This window comes from Syntrophomonas curvata (assembly GCF_052976825.1).
Genome location: NZ_CM129641.1, coordinates 843,214 through 860,286, shown reverse-complemented (window position 1 = coordinate 860,286; position 17,073 = coordinate 843,214). Strand labels below are relative to the sequence as shown.

Here is a 17,073-nt window from a genome sequence, read left to right as displayed (position 1 = left end):
TTCAGGTTGTAGTAAGTTGGGTCAAAATAATAACAGGCAACCCTAGGATCACCTGTTATTCATAGTCATCGTACCGGGGTCATTAATTCAGAAAATATTCAACTCATAACCCCCGAGATTCTCTATTTATATTGGTTCCGCTACAAAAAACCACCGGTTTCTGTTCTTATGGAAGGCATTCATTACTCCATTAGCCCGGCAATGCGGCAAACACCCGCTACAAGTTATAAACCATGTTTCCGCAGGAGAACCATTATTCAATTTTCCTTAATTATATATCGTTCGATAATTTTTCACAATTCGGTTAACAACTAATTCCATTACCATTATCGCCAAAAAATTAATCTTGCACATGAACCAAATAATCATGCTTGAAAACTATTTTAACCCCAGTCGACGTTTTTATGAAAAACTGGGCGGACGCATCATCACCCAGGCTATTGACGAATACCGGGGGTTTAGGGCGCCCGTGATTGCATATGGTTGGGATATCGGAACAGGCACGGATTAATGTACCCGGCTACGGACATAATTTTCGGAAATAGAATTCATTGAGGAAAACCGTTTTGATTAACAGTTCTGATCTGGTGGGGGCTATGCGCTGGCCTTCGCTCCATGCCCATTAAAATTTTATCTCGGCCGAAAGCAGCGGAGCAATAAGGGCCGTAAATCAAGTTTTGCATTATGCGGATTCAGATCATGGGCCCGATGGTAAAACCCGATACTGAATCCACACCACAAATCAGCAACAGGATTTTACCTTAATAGATATCCCGCTCTGCTTTTTATTTAGACCATAAGGATTTTAATGCGATTGACAACCCTGTAAAATCCGGATGTTCCACCACATCCTCATCCATACCGGAAGCAACCAGGGCGTATACGCCATCATACCAGGCAAAGCACTCGAGGGTTTTATCCTGCGGATCAACCAGCCAATAATGCTGCACCCCAGCCCGCTGATAAATCTGCATTTTTTGCAGCCGGTCTTTACGGCGGCTGGAAGGTGACAATATCTCAACTACCAATACAGGAGCCCCGTCAATCCGGTTATCTTTTACAATAGGCTGCTGTTCGCCTGCTACATAGAATATATCGGGCTGGACTACATTGTAATCAAGCGGGGTAACATCCAAAGGGGCATCAAATATCTCTCCTTCAGAATCAGCTTCCTCAAAATAATCCTCCAGAATCCTTTGCAACCGGCGGGAAACTCGCTGGTGCATAACATTGGGTGATGGTTCTCTAATCAACATACCGTCAAGGATCTCAAAACGATAGCCTGGTTCTTCTGGTATATCCAGGTACTCCTGATAAGTAAGCTTCTTGCCAGGTTCGGTCTCGTATGGGGCGGTATTTTCCCGAATGATGTCACCACGCAGTGCTTTTATTACATCATCCAGCTTATACCGGTATTTTCTGCTGCCCAATTCAACGCAGGGTATTTTATTTTCCCGGGTATATCTCCAAATCGTTTCCACAGAAATATCCAGGGCCTCAGCCAGCGACCGGGCTGTAATCAACTCCTTATCTATGGCCAAAATATCACCTCCCGTCTCGATTATAATCAATCCGTTAACTGTAATCAACTAATATCAGCTGCAGTAGTCTATAATCAACTGTAGTCTGCCCGGATTAATTGGAGGCGGAATTAAAAACAACCCTTATTATAAAAACTGACATGCTGTTATTGAAATGTCTTAATTCCCAAATGGTTTTTCGCAAGCTCAATCAGTGGGCCTTTTACAGCAAAATCGAAAGCAATGCCGCTTCCTTTACGGGTAACCCCTCCTGAATCGAAAGAATCCTCTAGGTGCGGAAATGTCATGGAAAGTCTTTTAAAAACGGACTTCACTTTTATGTATGGGGGCTGGGGACATTCCTAAAATGAAACATAAACCCAACTTTCTTCTTTAGTTAAACGGGTGATAACTATGAAGAAACTTGCAGGGAAATCTTTACCATATTACTGTATTATTACCCAGACTCATAAATATCCCGTATAATATTACTTGACATTGTCGTCATAACCAATAAATTCCTGCATAAAACGGGATACGATTTTACCTTATGGCAGGAATGAACTGTATAACGCCAAGGTTTTATAGCCAGGAACAGGTGATAATGAAGTGAAGCTAGATCGATTAATATCCATCATTATAGTCCTGCTCAGAAAAAAGCGGGTCCGGGCCAAGGAGCTGGCTGAAATGTTTGACGTGTCCGTCCGCACGATCCTGCGTGACATTGACGCCATAAACCTGGCCGGAATCCCTATCATAACCTATCAGGGGGTGAATGGCGGTATCAGCATTGCTGAAGGCTATCGCCTGGATAAGAGCGTGCTCAGCGCCGATGATTTGGCGGCCATGATCTCTGCTTTAAAGGGAGTTGCCGCCAGTATGACCGACAGTAACCTGGATATATTAGTCGAAAAGCTGAAAATACCTTTATCCTCATCACAGCTTCAGTCGCTTGACCTGAAGACCCGGCAGATGATAATCGACTTATCTCCCTGGGGAGGTAACGAACCGTTTAAAGAAAAAATTTCACTGCTGCGCATGGGCATTAAGAATTACAGGCTGATTGAATTCTCTTATATTGATGCTGACGGCATAAGAACCATGCGCCAGGTCGAGCCTTACTCACTGCTGCTCAAGGGGCAATCCTGGTACCTTTATGCCTGGTGCCAGCTAAGGGAGGATTTTCGTCTTTTCAAGCTGGCACGGATAAAGGATATATTGCTTACGACCAGACCTTATCACCCCAGGGAAGTGCCTGCCGAACAAGCTCCCTGGGAGGACCAGTGGCAGGAAAAGGCCAGGCTGGTGGAGTTGGACCTGCTTTTTGATAAGTATATGGGAAACGTGGCGCTGGAATGCTTCGGTGAGAATTCAATCCACCAGGATGACGGTAAGATTATGGTTAAGATCAGCCTCCCGGAGAATAATTGGCTATATGGCTACCTTTTGAGTTTTGGCAGCGGAATGGAGGTTATAAACCCGCCTCATATTCGCAGCATTCTGGCCAACATCACTGCGGAAATATATAGGAAATATTCTTCTTAAACCTGTCATATAGCTGTCAGGTTTCAAATGCTATAATCAAGAAAAATGAATTGAGGGGGCTAAGATTATGCAATATCAATTTGTATTGGAAGAAAAGGAAGCTCAACCTACCATATCCATCCGGGCTCGGACACCGGTACAGAACCTGCCGCAGGTATTGGGGAAAGCCTATGCTTCTATAATTACCTATCTCAATGAAATAGGCATCCCGCCTTCAGGTGCACCATATGTAGGCTATTTTAATATGGATATGCAAGACCTGGATATAGAATGCGGTTTGCCCGTAGCCCAGCCGGCAGCAGGCAACAATGAACTTAAACCCAGTGAAATCCCGGCCGGCAAACAGGTGTCCTGCCTCTATAGCGGACCCTATAATAAGATCGAGCCTGCTTACAATGCTATTATGGACTGGATACCCGCCAACGGGCACATATCAACCGGGGTATGTTATGAGTTTTATCTCAATGATCCCGCCGAAACACCCGAAAATGAACTGGTAACCAAAATTGTCTTTCCGCTCAAGTGATTGGAAAGGAGCGATGAGCAATGGCTGAAGCCGAAAAGGATTTGATTTTGGATGCCCACCATAAGCTGGTCTACGAAGAAATATTGACCTATGTTAATGAGCCGGCCTTAACCTGGTGGAATACTCTTAATTCCTTTATCCGGGAAGAATATAAAACCAAGCCTAAAATAACCTTCAGCAATTGCTCAATGCAAAAGGGATGGAATATAAAATACCATAAATCCGGCAAGTCGTTATGTACACTTTATCCCGAAAAAAACTCTTTTACTGTCCTGATTGTGATCAAACTGGAATTAGCCCATATTATTACATCTATGGTCAATAAATTTGAACCGGCGGTAATGAACATCATCCATTCAGCTCGGCCGTTTAATGGTACCAAATGGCTGATGATTCCGGTAGAAAGCGAACCCATCCTGAAAAATGTACAGGAACTGCTGGTTTTAAAGTATGGTACCTCTCAGCCAAAAAATTAAAAGTGACGTAAGGGGATTGTTACCTTAAAGAGGTTATAGCATGGTAATCCAAAATCCAAGGTATTGTCCGATTGTTTGCTTTTAAAAGGATACTGCCCGTCCCTAGAAGATATAGCCACGGCTTGATTTTTTCCATGATTAGGAAATATCCGTTACAGTTTATTTTCAGCAAGGAGGTATCTAATAAATGGTTTATCGCTGCCCCTTAATCGTGGTTGAAAATATGGAAACATCCAGGAAGTTTTATGAAGAGATCTTAAATCAAAAAGTAATCCTGGACTTTGGTGCTAATATTACCTTTGCCGGGGATTATTCACTGCAGACCAAGGCTTCCTGGGCTGATTTTATTGATAAAAGGGAAAATGAGATTTTAACCCAGTCAAACAACTTCGAACTATATTTTGAAGAAGATAATTTTGATGATTTTATCGCCCGACTGCAATTGCATCCTATTCGATATGTTCATGATGTCAAGGAATATTCCTGGGGTCAGCGGGTGATTCGCTTCTATGATCCCGATCTGAACATTATTGAAGTCGGCGAAAGCATGTGCAGCGTGGTGAAAAAATTTATCGCCCAAGGACTATCCATAGAAGAAACCTCAGAAATAACCCAGCACCCGATCGGATTTGTAAAAAGCTGTCTGGGGAAAGAGTGAGAAAAAGAGAGCCTTATTTGATTCTTTAGAGCAAAGTATGGGGAAAATTGAATCACTAGAACATTTACCGCAAAGCTCTATTATGTCTACCGGTATACAAATAAATCCTGCAGCCTTAACCAGTGAAGCAAAGCGGAACATAAGCAGTCCCCATCCACCTGGCAACGACGCCTCGCCCAATGCCGCCGAAAAGAAGCCCGCGGGGCAGGACTGGCGGCGCCCGCAGCGGGAGGCTGGAAAAAGAAAGACTCTGCCGATGCAGAGTCTTTCCAGAAAAAATCAAATCCTGGCAACGTCCTACTCTCCCACAGGATTCTGCAGTACCATCGGCGCTGGAGAGCTTAACTTCCGTGTTCGGGATGGGAACGGGTGTGGCCTCTCCGCCATTGTCACCAGGAAATATGATTACGTATTAAGTTTTGCTTAGATTAACCTGTCTGCCGAGTTTTGACTTACGTATGGCGGAGACCGCCATTGCGAGCCGACGATATCTCGGCGAGTGTCGATGGATCGAAGCCGTTAGGCTGAGCATCGACGCACCAGGAAATATGATTACTTGTTTGGTTTTTGTTTCAGTTCCCTGGCCCATGACCTCTGGGTCAGGATGTGATAGCCCGGCATTTCGCTCTTCGCCTTGCTCAGGCGAAACGCTCGTGTTCTCTCAAAACTGCACAGGTATTAAGCAGATACTGTTCTCTTTAAGGTCAAGCCCTCGGTCTATTAGTACCGGTCAGCTTAATGCATCGCTGCACTTACACATCCGGCCTATCAACCACTTAGTCTTAGTGGGACCTTACTTCCTTGACGGAATGGGAGAACTCATCTTGAGGTCGGCTTCGCGCTTAGATGCTTTCAGCGCTTATCACGTCCAGACATAGCTACCCAGCTGTGCCTCTGGCGAGACAACTGGTACACCAGCGGTCTGTCCATCCCGGTCCTCTCGTACTAGGGACAGATCCTCTCAATTCTCCTGCGCCTGCGATGGATAGGGACCGAACTGTCTCACGACGTTCTGAACCCAGCTCACGTACCACTTTAATGGGCGAACAGCCCAACCCTTGGGACCTTCTCCAGCCCCAGGATGTGATGAGCCGACATCGAGGTGCCAAACCTCCCCGTCGATGTGAACTCTTGGGGGAGATAAGCCTGTTATCCCCGGGGTAGCTTTTATCCGATGAGCGACGGCCCTTCCACTCGGCACCGCCGGATCACTAAGCCCGACTTTCGTCCCTGCTCGAGATGTCTCTCTCGCAGTCAAGCTCCCTTATGCCTTTACACTCTTCGCGCGATTTCCATCCGCGCTGAGGGAACCTTTGGGCGCCTCCGTTACTCTTTGGGAGGCGACCGCCCCAGTCAAACTGCCCGCCAGACAATGTCCCTGACCCGGTTTACGGGCCCAGGTTAGAACTCCAGCAATCCAAGAGTGGTATCCCACCAGTGACTCCTCCAAGCCTTGCGACCTGGATTCTTAGTCTCCCACCTATCCTGTACATGCACTACCAAAATCCAATATCAAGCTGCAGTAAAGCTCCACGGGGTCTTTCTGTCCTATCGCAGGTAACCGGCATCTTCACCGGTATTACAATTTCACCGAGCCCCTCGTCGAGACAGCGCCCAGATCGTTACGCCTTTCGTGCGGGTCTGAACTTACCAGACAAGGAATTTCGCTACCTTAGGACCGTTATAGTTACGGCCGCCGTTCACTGGGGCTTCGGCTCAAGCCTTCGCGTTGCCGCTAAGCTCTCCCCTTAACCTTCCAGCACCGGGCAGGCGTCAGCCTCTATACTTCATCTTTCGATTTGGCAGAGACCTGTGTTTTTGCTAAACAGTCGCCTGGGCCTGGTCACTGCGGCTCTCTCACGCAAAGTACATGTTTTACGTACTCACGCTGTCAGAGCACCCCTTCTCCCGAAGTTACGGGGTTATTTTGCCGAGTTCCTTAACGAGGGTTCTCTCGCGCGCCTTAGGATTCTCTCCTCACCTACCTGTGTCGGTTTGCGGTACGGGCACCCGCTTCCTTGCTAGAGGCTTTTCTTGGCAGTTTGGACTCAATGACTTCGGTACTACGCTTCCCTCCCCATCACACCTCAGGCTTACACCAGGCGGATTTGCCTGCCTGGCACCCTACGTGCTTGGACGCACTCTTCCAATCGTGCGCTTCACCTATCCTCCTGCGTCACCCCTTCACTCAATCGGAAACTAGGTGGCACTGGATTTTCAACCAGTTGTCCATCCCCTACGCCTTTCGGCCTCGGGTTAGGTCCCGGCTTACCCTGGGCGGACGAGCCTTCCCCAGGAAACCTTAGGTTTACGGCGGACAGGATTCTCACCTGCCTTCTCGCTTACTTATGCCAGCATTCTCACTTCCTATTAGTCCACTGCTCCTTACGGTACAGCTTCTGCCCCATAGGAACGCTCCCCTACCGATTGAGAAGTGAGATGTGAGAAGTTGGACGCGGGATTTTTATTCCCACTTTTCTATCAGTCTAAAGAGCTGTTTTCCGAGTACATCATAGTCTTCTATGATTTTATCGTCTTGCATGTATCCTAAATCTTTGCTTAACTTTAGAAGAACTATCATTTCGTTGCTGGAACCTAAGGCATTTCTTAGGTAATGCTTGAATTCTTTGGCGGAGTTCTTCCGGCCATAGCCTTCGGCTATGTTGGCTGGTATGGATACTGCTGCTCTTCTTATCTGATATCCTAATTCCCTTTTCTCTGCTTCTGGAAATGTGTTAGTCAGTTTGTGAGCTTGTAGTACTAGTTGGTATGCTTTTTGGTACACTATGAGATCTTCAAAGCTTTTTATCTTTTCTTCTCCCATCTGGCACACCTCTCACTTTTTTCTCACTTCTAACTTCCCACATCTCACTTCTCAATCCCAAAGCTTCGGTACTATGCTTAGCCCCGTTATATTTTCGGCGCAGGGCCACTTGACCAGTGAGCTATTACGCACTCTTTGAATGGTGGCTGCTTCTAAGCCAACATCCTGGCTGTCTGTGCAGCCCTACATCCTTTCCCACTTAGCATAGATTTGGGGACCTTAGCTGTTGGTCTGGGCTGTTTCCCTCTCGTCTACGGACCTTGTTACCCGCAGACTGACTGCTATGTTTTTCCTTATGGTATTCGGAGTTTGGGAAGGTTCGGTAACCGAGTAAGGCCCCTAGCCTAACCAGTGCTCTACCCCCATAAGGCACTTCATAACGCTAGCCCTAAAGCTATTTCGGGGAGAACCAGCTATCTCCGGGTTCGATTGGCATTTCACCCCTATCCACAGCTCATCCACGCACTTTTTAACGTACTCTGGTTCGGGCCTCCATCTCGTGTTACCGAGACTTCACCCTGGCCATGGATAGATCACCCGGTTTCGGGTCTACCGTATCATACTTTTTCGCCCTTTTAAGACTCGCTTTCGCTTCGGCTCCATCCTTTTTTGATTTAACCTCGCATGATACCGTAACTCGCTGGCCCATTCTACAAAAGGTACGCCATCACACTTGGGAAGTGAGAGGTGAGAGGTTGGGTTGACAGGTGTGAGGTGCGATGTTGGAGGTGAGACATTTCTCACTTCTAACTTCCCGCTTCTCACTTCTCAATTAACTTCCCACTTCTCACTTCCCAATAGTGCTCTGACTGTTTGTAGGCATACGGTTTCAGGTTCTTTTTCACTCCCCTCCCGGGGTGCTTTTCACCTTTCCCTCACGGTACTGTTCGCTATCGGTCGCCAGTTAGTATTTAGCCTTGGAAGGTGGTCCTCCCTGCTTCCCACCGGGTTCCACGTGTCCGGCGGTACTCGGGGTCCTGACTAAGAGTCCGATGTTTTTCGGCTACGAGGCTTTCACTCTCTGCGGCCTGACTTTCCAGACAGGTTCGCCTAAATATCGGTTTTGTAACTCTTTGACAGCTCTGCAATTCTGCCCTGTCAGCCCCTCAACCCCTCATATGCAACGCTTGCAGGCTTACACATATAAGGTTTGGGCTCTTTCCCGTTCGCTCGCCGCTACTAGGAAAATCTCTCTTGATTTCTCTTCCTCCGGTTACTAAGATGTTTCAGTTCACCGGGTCTCGCTTCTCCTACCCTATGTGTTCAGGTAGGGATGATACCTGTTCTCAGGTACCGGGTTTCCCCATTCGGATATCCACGGATCTATGCTCGCTTGCAGCTCCCCGTGGCGTTTCGCCGCTGGCCGCGTCCTTCTTCGCCTTCTGGCGCCAAGGCATCCACCATACGCCCTTTTTATCTTGACCTTTGCGAGAGAACTTTCTTTCGTTTAGCGGGTCTTTTGAACCTCGATTCGCCATTCCCGCTTCCCTCGAATGAAATTGTTCTGCTTTTTTATCCTGTGCAGTTTTCAAAGAACTTCCCGCCCTCTCTGGCGGTATGTATATAAAACGAACAGCAAGGTCGAAGTGATCGACCTGTTTCGGGTGTTAACCCTACTCCTTAGAAAGGAGGTGATCCATCCGCACCTTCCGGTACGGATACCTTGTTACGACTTCACCCCAATCACCAACCCCACCTTCGACGGCTCTCTCTATTGCTAGTTGAGTCACCGGCTTCGGGTGTTGCCGACTTTCGTGGTGTGACGGGCGGTGTGTACAAGGCCCGGGAACGCATTCACCGCGACATGCTGATTCGCGATTACTAGCGATTCCGACTTCATGCAGTCGAGTTGCAGACTGCAATCCGAACTGAGAATGGCTTTTTGAGATTCGCTCCACTTCGCAGTCTCGCTGCTCTCTGTACCATCCATTGTAGCACGTGTGTAGCCCAGATCATAAAGGGCATGATGATTTGACGTCATCCCCACCTTCCTCCCGCTTGTCACGGGCAGTCCCATTAGAGTGCTCAGCTTTGCCTGTTAGCAACTAATAGCAAGGGTTGCGCTCGTTGCGGGACTTAACCCAACATCTCACGACACGAGCTGACGACAACCATGCACCACCTGTCTCAGAGCTCCCGAAGGCACCCCCTGCTTTCACAAAGGTCCTCTGGATGTCAAGACCTGGTAAGGTTCTTCGCGTTGCATCGAATTAAACCACATGCTCCACCGCTTGTGCGGGCCCCCGTCAATTCCTTTGAGTTTCAGCCTTGCGACCGTACTCCCCAGGCGGGATACTTATTGCGTTAGCTGCGGCACGGAAGGGGTCGATACCTCCCACACCTAGTATCCATCGTTTACGGCGTGGACTACCAGGGTATCTAATCCTGTTTGCTACCCACGCTTTCGCACCTCAGCGTCAGGGTCAGTCCAGGCAGCCGCCTTCGCCACTGGTGTTCCTCCTGATTTCTACGCATTTCACCGCTACACCAGGAATTCCACTGCCCTCTCCTGCCCTCAAGATATCCAGTTTCAGATGCAACCCCAGGGTTGGGCCCCGGTCTTTCACATCTGACTTAGTTATCCGCCTACGTGCTCTTTACGCCCAGTAATTCCGGACAACGCTCGCCCCCTACGTCTTACCGCGGCTGCTGGCACGTAGTTAGCCGGGGCTTGCTGGTAAGGTACCGTCATTCCGTATCACTATTCGCAATACGAACTTTCGTCCCTTACAACAGAGCTTTACGACCCTAAGGCCTTCTTCGCTCACGCGGCGTCGCTGCGTCAGGGTTTCCCCCATTGCGCAATATTCCCCACTGCTGCCTCCCGTAGGAGTCTGGGCCGTGTCTCAGTCCCAGTGTGGCCGTTCACCCTCTCAGGCCGGCTACTGATCGTCGCCTTGGTAGGCCGTTACCCCACCAACCAGCTAATCAGACGCGGGCCCATCCATAAGCGATAGCATATTCAGAGGCCATCTTTTCTATCAAGGTCATGCCACCTCAATAGTTTATGCGGTATTAGCAGTCGTTTCCAACTGTTATCCCCCTCTTATGGGTAGGTTGCCCACGCGTTACTCACCCGTCCGCCACTATTCAACACTCAACACTCAATGTTCTCTGTCTTCCCTTTTGTGTTAGGCTTTTTGGCCTGATGCTCTCTCCGTTCGCATCTACGCTGTCGCCTACTCTCTTTTTATCACTTCAAGAACATTCAGTGTCGAGTGTTGAACCGTTCGACTTGCATGTGTTAGGCACGCCGCCAGCGTTCGTCCTGAGCCAGGATCAAACTCTCCAATGAAAGTTTATTTCCTAGCCTCAATCTTTTTAAGGCTGGCTTTTTGTTGTCTCTTTCGGAGTCTTGGCTTGTATTTTCTTATACCGAAAATGCAGTCCCATTTCTCCCGCACTTCTTTCCTTGCTGTTCTGTTTTATCAAGATCCTGTCGCGTATTTCGCGCGGCAAGATTTATATTATCACCAGGCTCGACAAAAGTCAACATCCGTATAACACTTTCTTTAAATTCTTCTCAAGAAAGTTGCCTTTTTAAGATTATTTCGGTTTGCCATAGCAACAGGTTGAGGCGCTAACTGTTTTAAGGCAATAATTTTTTAGAAATCACTCAACTCGGTTCTGAAGCCCTTGCCGTAAACTTCTATGGTTTCGCTTACGGTGATAAAAGCCTGGGGATCGAGCTGGAATACCATCTCTTTTAAGCGTGGAAGCTGGGTGCGGGCTACCGTCACCATGATTATATTTATATCTTCTCCGGTATATGCGCCCCGGGCCGGTAAACAGGTACAGCCGCGATGGAGATTATTGATGATGGCGTAAGTAATATCTTCGCAATTATGCGAAATAATCATAGCCGTTCGGTTAAGCTCGGGGCCATATATAACGAAATCAATTACCTGGGAAGAGACAAAAATAGATATAGCCGAAAATAGTGCCAGTTTTATGTTGAATGTTATTAATGATAGGCTCAAAACCAGCAGGTTACTGGCAAAAGTAACTTGGCCAATGTTATAACCGCGAAATCTCCTTACCAGAACCGCTATGATATCCAAACCGCCAGTCGAGCCTTTACTGTGCAGTATTATTCCGGAACCTATCCCGGCTATTACCCCTCCCAATAAAGCAGAAAGCAGGTTATCGTTTAAAGTCCAGCCAATCGGTTTAAGCATCCCCAGGAAAAGGGTCAGGGCTGCGGTACCGACGAGACTGTAGATCACAAAACGATGGCTGACATATTTATACCCGGCTATAAATATAGGTATATTTAATAACAGGTACCAAACCCATATCTCAATCCCGGTCAAGAATCTCATTATTATGGCTATCCCGCCTACACCTCCGGTAAGCAGGTTGGCCGGTACCAGCACCCATTGGATGGCTGCAGCCAGGATAAATGATCCCAGCAGGATTCCGCCTATGTCTTTGACCGAAAATATTTCCCGGTACTTCTTTTCTATTTGAAAGCTTTTCACCGCCCAGATATGCTCCTTCTGTATTTATCATTATATTTCCCCAATGCTGCCAATAATAATGAAATCATCAGGCTAAACATGCTTGATTGTCGCCCGGCGCTTCCCGGCGCCAAGCCTCAAAGGTATTAATCCCGATTTTTAGGGACAAACTCTTAAGGGGAATATAAAAATAAACAACTATCATACAATATAACTGGCAACCAAAATGGAGGGTATATAATGATAGCGGTAATTTTGGCTGGCGGTAAAGGCCTGCGCCTTTGGCCGGAGAGCAGACAAAAACGCCCCAAACAATTATGCAAGTTTATTGGTACTAAATCTATGCTGGATGAAACAATCGACCGTTTACTGGACGCAGGCTCCCACCGTATTGTTATTATCACCAGCGAGGAACTGGCGCTGCCGATTAAGGAATTGTTAAAGCAGCGAACAGATAACGATCTTATTGAAATTCTGAGTGAACCCCAGGGTAAAAATACGGCGCCGGCGGTCGGGCTCGTGCTGGCTCGTTATCTGGGGGAAAACTCGGATGAGCTATTGGGGATTTTCCCGGCTGACCATCATGTGCTTGACCGAAAAGCCTTCGTCCAAAGTTTAGAAAAAGCCATGCAAGCTGCCCGCAGTAACCATCTGGCTACCATCGGCATTTCCCCCAGCCGCGCCGAGACCGGTTACGGCTATATTGAGAAGACTAAATGGGAGGTCGCTGATATCCCTGATGTTTATGAGGTCAATTCTTTCTGTGAAAAACCTGATTCAGCTACGGCCAATAGTTATCTGGACAGCGGCCGGCATATGTGGAATGCCGGAATCTATGTAGGTAAAGCCTCCGTCCTGATGGATGAGTTTCGCAAGCACCTGCCTCATATTTACGAAAAGATGATGCTTGGCTTTGACGGATATGTCAGCTCCTATGAAGAACTTCCTGATATCAGTCTGGATTACGGCATAGCCGAAAAGTCTGATCGTATGGCGGTTGTGCCGGCCGATTTCGGCTGGTCTGATCTGGGCAGCTGGAATGCTCTGGCCGAGCTGCACCAACCCGACGAGAATATGAACGTATGCTGCGGCCAGGATGTAATTGTTATGGATAGCAGTAATTGTCTGGTAAAGCAAACCGAAAAATCGCTGGTCCTTTTCGGGGTCGACAATCTTCTGGTGGTGGAAACGGATGACGTTATTTTTGTTTCCCAACGCGACCGTTCCCAGGACATTCGCCAGATCGTGGAGGCTTTGCAGGCGCAAAACCGCGACGACCTACTTTAATGCCGGAGAAAGCAGACATGGTTTTTAATACTTATGCAGCCTGCGGTTTCCGACCCTGCCTGTCGGGACTAATAAATGGAGAGTGAATTGATGAATAATATTTTTCGGCAATATGATATCAGAGGCATCGTAGGTGAAGAATTAAATGATCAAACGGCCTATGACATAGCCCGGGCATTCGCATCCTATACCATAAGGAAAGGGCAGGATACGGTTTTGGTAGGCCGGGATAATCGGGTATCATCTCCTGCCGTAAGTAAGATTATGATAGAAGCATTGTTAAGTTCGGGTTGTAACGTCATTGATCTGGGCATGGTCATAACTCCGGTTTTTTACTTTGCCTCCCGTTATCTGGATATAAGGGCAGGAATAATGATAACTGCCAGCCATAATCCTCCTGAGTATAACGGCTGTAAAATCCTGTTGGGTGATTCCACTATATACGGAGAGCAGATTCAGGACATCAAACGCATTATTGACCGCCGGGATTTTTTCAGCGGACCCCGGGGCTCGTTGAAAACATTGGATATAAGTGACGCCTATGCGCGAATGATAAACGAAAAGATTTCTTTGGGGACACGCAGACTGAAAGTAGTAATTGATTGCGGTAATGGAACCGCATCAGTTTTCGCCCCTCAAATTTTTAAAAACCTGGGATGCGAAGTAATCGAGTTATATTGTGAATCCGATCCCCATTTTCCCAATCATCATCCTGATCCGATCAATCCTGAAAATATGAAAGACTTAATAGAGCAGGTTAAAAAAAATAAAGCTGATCTGGGTATAGGTATCGATGGCGACGGTGACCGTTTAGGGGTTGTAGACCATCAGGGCAACCTTATCTGGGGCGATATGCTGATGATACTTTTTTGGCGTGACATCATGCCCCGTTATCCCGGCGCCAAGGCCATTGTGGAAGTAAAATGTTCTCAGGCTCTTATCGATGAAATTAAACGTCTGGGAGGAGAGCCGATTCTGTATAAGACTGGTCACTCCTTAATCAAGGCTAAGATGAAAGAGATCGGAGCTGTATTCACCGGCGAGATGTCCGGTCATATGTTTTTTGCCGATGAATATTATGGGTTTGATGATGCGGTCTATGCAGGCGCCAGGCTTTTAGCGCTGCTGTCCCGCAGTAATAAAACCCTGCAAGCGATGCTCGAGGATGTTCCCCGCTACTATTCCACTCCTGAAATCCGCATACCCAGCAGTGATACCGAGAAGTTTAAAACGGTGGCTAAAATACTGGAATATTTTGGCCGTCGATATCCGATAATAGACGTCGATGGCGCCCGGATTCTTTTTCCTGACGGCTGGGGATTGGTCCGGGCTTCCAATACCGGGCCGGAACTGATTGTAAGGTGCGAAGCCGATTCACCCGAAACGCTTATAAAAATCAAAGACGAATTATTTTCCTATTTAAAGCAAAACGGTTTGGCAATTGCTGTTAACTGATGATTTTAAATGGTACCCGGGCAACTTATCACCAATGACCCGGGGTATAAGTAGGAAAATTATCTGGGAAAATAATTTTTAAGTAATTTTAGAGCGTGCGATTAAGGAGTGAAGCGATTATGAGTATACTGAATCTCGGTACCTATCCGCCCAAACAGTGCGGTATAGCAACGTTTTCCGCCGATTTAAGGCGCAGTCTGATAAAAAATAATTGTGATGTCAAGGTTATGGCGGTTTCGGATGAAAGTTATAAATACGCTTATCCCGACGAGGTGCTTTTTAACCTGCAGCAGCATAATAAACAGGATTATGTCAAGGCTGCCAAGTTTATTAATTCTGCCGCGGCCGTCCCATTAGTGATTGTTCAGCATGAATATGGTATTTACGGAGGAGAGGATGGGGACTACCTTCTGGAACTGGTTCGACGCCTGCACAAGCCATATGTAGTCGTCACCCATACCGTCTTGCCTCAGCCTTCCAAACATCAGAAGCAAGTACTCAATCAGTTGTGCCACCATGCTGCTGCTGTTGTCGGCATGACTCGCAAATCAGCCGGATTGCTCGCCGACCTTTATGAAGCTCCGGCAGAGTTGATTCATGTTATCCCTCACGGAGTGCCCGATTTTAAAAAGCAAAACAGCAACTGTCTGAAAAAGAAGTACGGGTTTGAGGGTCGTGAGATAATAAGTACCTTCGGTTTAATTGGACCGGGCAAAGGGTTGGAATTAGGAATCGAGGCTATTTCCGGCCTGGTGCCGGAATGGCCTTCGCTATGCTACCTGGTTCTGGGGCAGACTCATCCCATGCTTAAACAGTATGAAGGGGAAAAGTATCGCCATATGCTGGAACAGTTGGTTCACGATCTGGGTCTTACGAACAATGTGCGATTTGTGAATAAATACCTGAGTGACGAAGAAATTGGGGAGTATTTGTATATGTCTGATATATATCTCAGCCCCTATCCCAACAAGGATCAGGCGGTTAGCGGAACAACAGCCTTCGCAGTAGGTTGCGGGCGGGCTATCGTATCTACGGCTTATGCCTATGCCAGTGAAGTACTGGCTGGTAAACGGGGTTTGCTGGCACAGCAGCCGGAAGCTCAGGAGCTTTCCGGCCTGATTCGAAGCATACTGATGGATCAGGCCTTGAAATCAAGGTTGCAGAACCGGGCTCAGGATTTGGGCAAGTCCTGGACCTGGTTTAATGTCGGTCAGCAATATAAAGGTTTGTTCAAGCAGGTGCTTAACAAAAATTATTTAGAGGAGCATAACTTAGGCTATGGCGGATTTTAAGCACTTAATTGCCATGACTGATGATAATGGTCTGTTGCAGTTTTCCCACTGTGATTTGCCTGACCCGAATAGCGGCTACACTCTTGACGATAACGCCCGGGCTTTGCTGGCCTCTATTTTCAGCGCCGACGGTAAGGAACTGGCAGGATGCTATGCCTCTAATCTTTATCGTTCCCAGCGCCCGGACGGATCCTGGTCAAATTTTCAGTTGGGCAACCAGTTTAGTTCCAGCTTTGATTCCGAAGACAGTGTGGGCAGGGCTTTATTGGCCTGTTGTGTGGGAGCCGTCAGTAACTGGCCGGAGATAAGGAAACTATGTATTGATATGTTGACCCGCAATCTGCCCCGGGCTTTTGATTTTACCTCACCCCGGGCTATCGCCTATACTTTGCTCGGCCTGTGCAAGGGAGAAATACCGGTTTTCCCTGAAAAGCTCTTACAGATTATCAGTTTATTGAGCAACCGATTGATCGGTCTTTATCAAACCAAACACCATCATGACTGGCTATGGTTTGAAGACTATTTTACCTATTGCAACGGGATTTTGCCTCAGGCCCTGTTTGCCGTTTACACGGTCAACGGAGATAAAAAAGCACTCAAGATAGGATATGACTCCCTTAATTTCCTTAACGGTATCTTATTCCGGAAAGGTTATCTCAATATTATAGGGAACCAGGGCTGGTATAGAAAAGGAGAATCAATAGCGTTGTTTGACCAGCAGCCAGTAGATGCCGCTTCGGCCTATTTTGCCTGCATGGAAGCTTACCAGGCTATTGGCTATCAGGAGTACCTGGAACTGGCCGGTATGGCTCATGCCTGGTTCCGGGGTAAAAACATTCATAAGTTATCGCTGCATAATTCAAAAACCGGCGGCTGTTTTGATGCCCTCACTGCGGGAGGCTTAAATCTAAACCAGGGAGCTGAATCCACTTTGTCCCTGCTTCTGTGCGATCTCCAAGCCGAAGGCAATATGGAGCTGCAAGCGGAAGGTGGTTCCAGTTCATAGCAAAAGCAATATAGCTTTAACACC

At 47.4% G+C, this 17,073-nt stretch carries 11 protein-coding genes and 3 rRNA genes; 9 read left to right on the top strand and 5 right to left on the bottom strand.

Annotated elements, in window-relative coordinates; translation table 11 throughout:
• The first annotated feature begins 367 nt into the window (after positions 1–367).
• Positions 368–511: a hypothetical protein gene (locus ACU70B_RS03660; protein WP_447184998.1), complete on the top strand. Its 144-nt coding sequence runs from the start codon at positions 368–370 to the stop codon at positions 509–511.
• A 274-nt stretch (positions 512–785) separates the two neighbouring features.
• Here the strand turns inward: ACU70B_RS03660 and ACU70B_RS03655 are convergent, their stop codons facing one another.
• On the bottom strand, positions 786–1,541 hold the full coding sequence (locus ACU70B_RS03655; RefSeq protein WP_447184997.1) for a Uma2 family endonuclease: 756 nt from the start codon (positions 1,539–1,541) through the stop codon (positions 786–788).
• A gap of 588 nt (positions 1,542–2,129) precedes the next feature.
• On the opposite strand from ACU70B_RS03655, the gene ACU70B_RS03650 reads away from it, so the two are divergent.
• From ACU70B_RS03650 to ACU70B_RS03635, 4 genes are all read left to right on the top strand, one after another.
• Positions 2,130–3,065: a helix-turn-helix transcriptional regulator gene (locus ACU70B_RS03650; protein ID WP_447184996.1), complete on the top strand. Its 936-nt coding sequence runs from the start codon at positions 2,130–2,132 to the stop codon at positions 3,063–3,065.
• 67 nt (positions 3,066–3,132) lie between these two features.
• Positions 3,133–3,591, top strand: a complete 459-nt coding sequence (locus ACU70B_RS03645; protein ID WP_447184995.1) for a GyrI-like domain-containing protein — start codon at positions 3,133–3,135, stop codon at positions 3,589–3,591.
• Positions 3,592–3,611: 20 nt separating this feature from the next.
• The gene (locus tag ACU70B_RS03640) at positions 3,612–4,067 is read left to right on the top strand and encodes a DUF3788 domain-containing protein (RefSeq protein WP_447184994.1); all 456 of its coding nucleotides are present in this window, start codon (positions 3,612–3,614) and stop codon (positions 4,065–4,067) included.
• 187 nt (positions 4,068–4,254) lie between these two features.
• Complete coding sequence (locus tag ACU70B_RS03635; RefSeq protein ID WP_447184993.1) at positions 4,255–4,725, top strand: VOC family protein; 471 nt, start codon at positions 4,255–4,257, stop codon at positions 4,723–4,725.
• Between the two features lie 284 nt (positions 4,726–5,009).
• Here ACU70B_RS03635 and rrf read toward each other — a convergent pair.
• The 4 genes from rrf to ACU70B_RS03615 all read right to left on the bottom strand — a co-directional run bounded on the left by rrf (position 5,010) and on the right by ACU70B_RS03615 (position 12,030).
• Positions 5,010–5,122: ribosomal RNA gene (gene rrf, locus ACU70B_RS03630) — 5S ribosomal RNA — on the bottom strand.
• Between the two features lie 303 nt (positions 5,123–5,425).
• Positions 5,426–8,973 (bottom strand): 23S ribosomal RNA (locus ACU70B_RS03625).
• 200 nt (positions 8,974–9,173) lie between these two features.
• Positions 9,174–10,844: ribosomal RNA gene (locus ACU70B_RS03620) — 16S ribosomal RNA — on the bottom strand.
• The 16S, 23S and 5S rRNA genes sit together here, the layout of an rRNA operon.
• Before the next feature lie 310 nt (positions 10,845–11,154).
• On the bottom strand, positions 11,155–12,030 hold the full coding sequence (locus ACU70B_RS03615; protein ID WP_447184992.1) for a YitT family protein: 876 nt from the start codon (positions 12,028–12,030) through the stop codon (positions 11,155–11,157).
• A 219-nt stretch (positions 12,031–12,249) separates the two neighbouring features.
• On the opposite strand from ACU70B_RS03615, the gene ACU70B_RS03610 reads away from it, so the two are divergent.
• From ACU70B_RS03610 to ACU70B_RS03595, 4 genes are all read left to right on the top strand, one after another.
• Positions 12,250–13,296, top strand: coding sequence for a mannose-1-phosphate guanylyltransferase (locus tag ACU70B_RS03610; RefSeq protein ID WP_447184991.1), 1,047 nt, complete (start codon positions 12,250–12,252; stop codon positions 13,294–13,296).
• A gap of 90 nt (positions 13,297–13,386) precedes the next feature.
• Complete coding sequence (locus tag ACU70B_RS03605; protein WP_447184990.1) at positions 13,387–14,751, top strand: phosphomannomutase/phosphoglucomutase; 1,365 nt, start codon at positions 13,387–13,389, stop codon at positions 14,749–14,751.
• 119 nt (positions 14,752–14,870) lie between these two features.
• Positions 14,871–16,043, top strand: coding sequence for a glycosyltransferase family 4 protein (locus ACU70B_RS03600; protein ID WP_447184989.1), 1,173 nt, complete (start codon positions 14,871–14,873; stop codon positions 16,041–16,043).
• Positions 16,030–17,049 carry a hypothetical protein gene (locus tag ACU70B_RS03595; protein WP_447184988.1) on the top strand — a complete coding sequence of 340 codons (1,020 nt, stop codon included), beginning with the start codon at positions 16,030–16,032 and terminating at the stop codon, positions 17,047–17,049. The genes ACU70B_RS03600 and ACU70B_RS03595 overlap by 14 nt, the downstream gene beginning before the upstream one ends.
• The last annotated feature ends 24 nt before the right edge of the window (positions 17,050–17,073 follow it).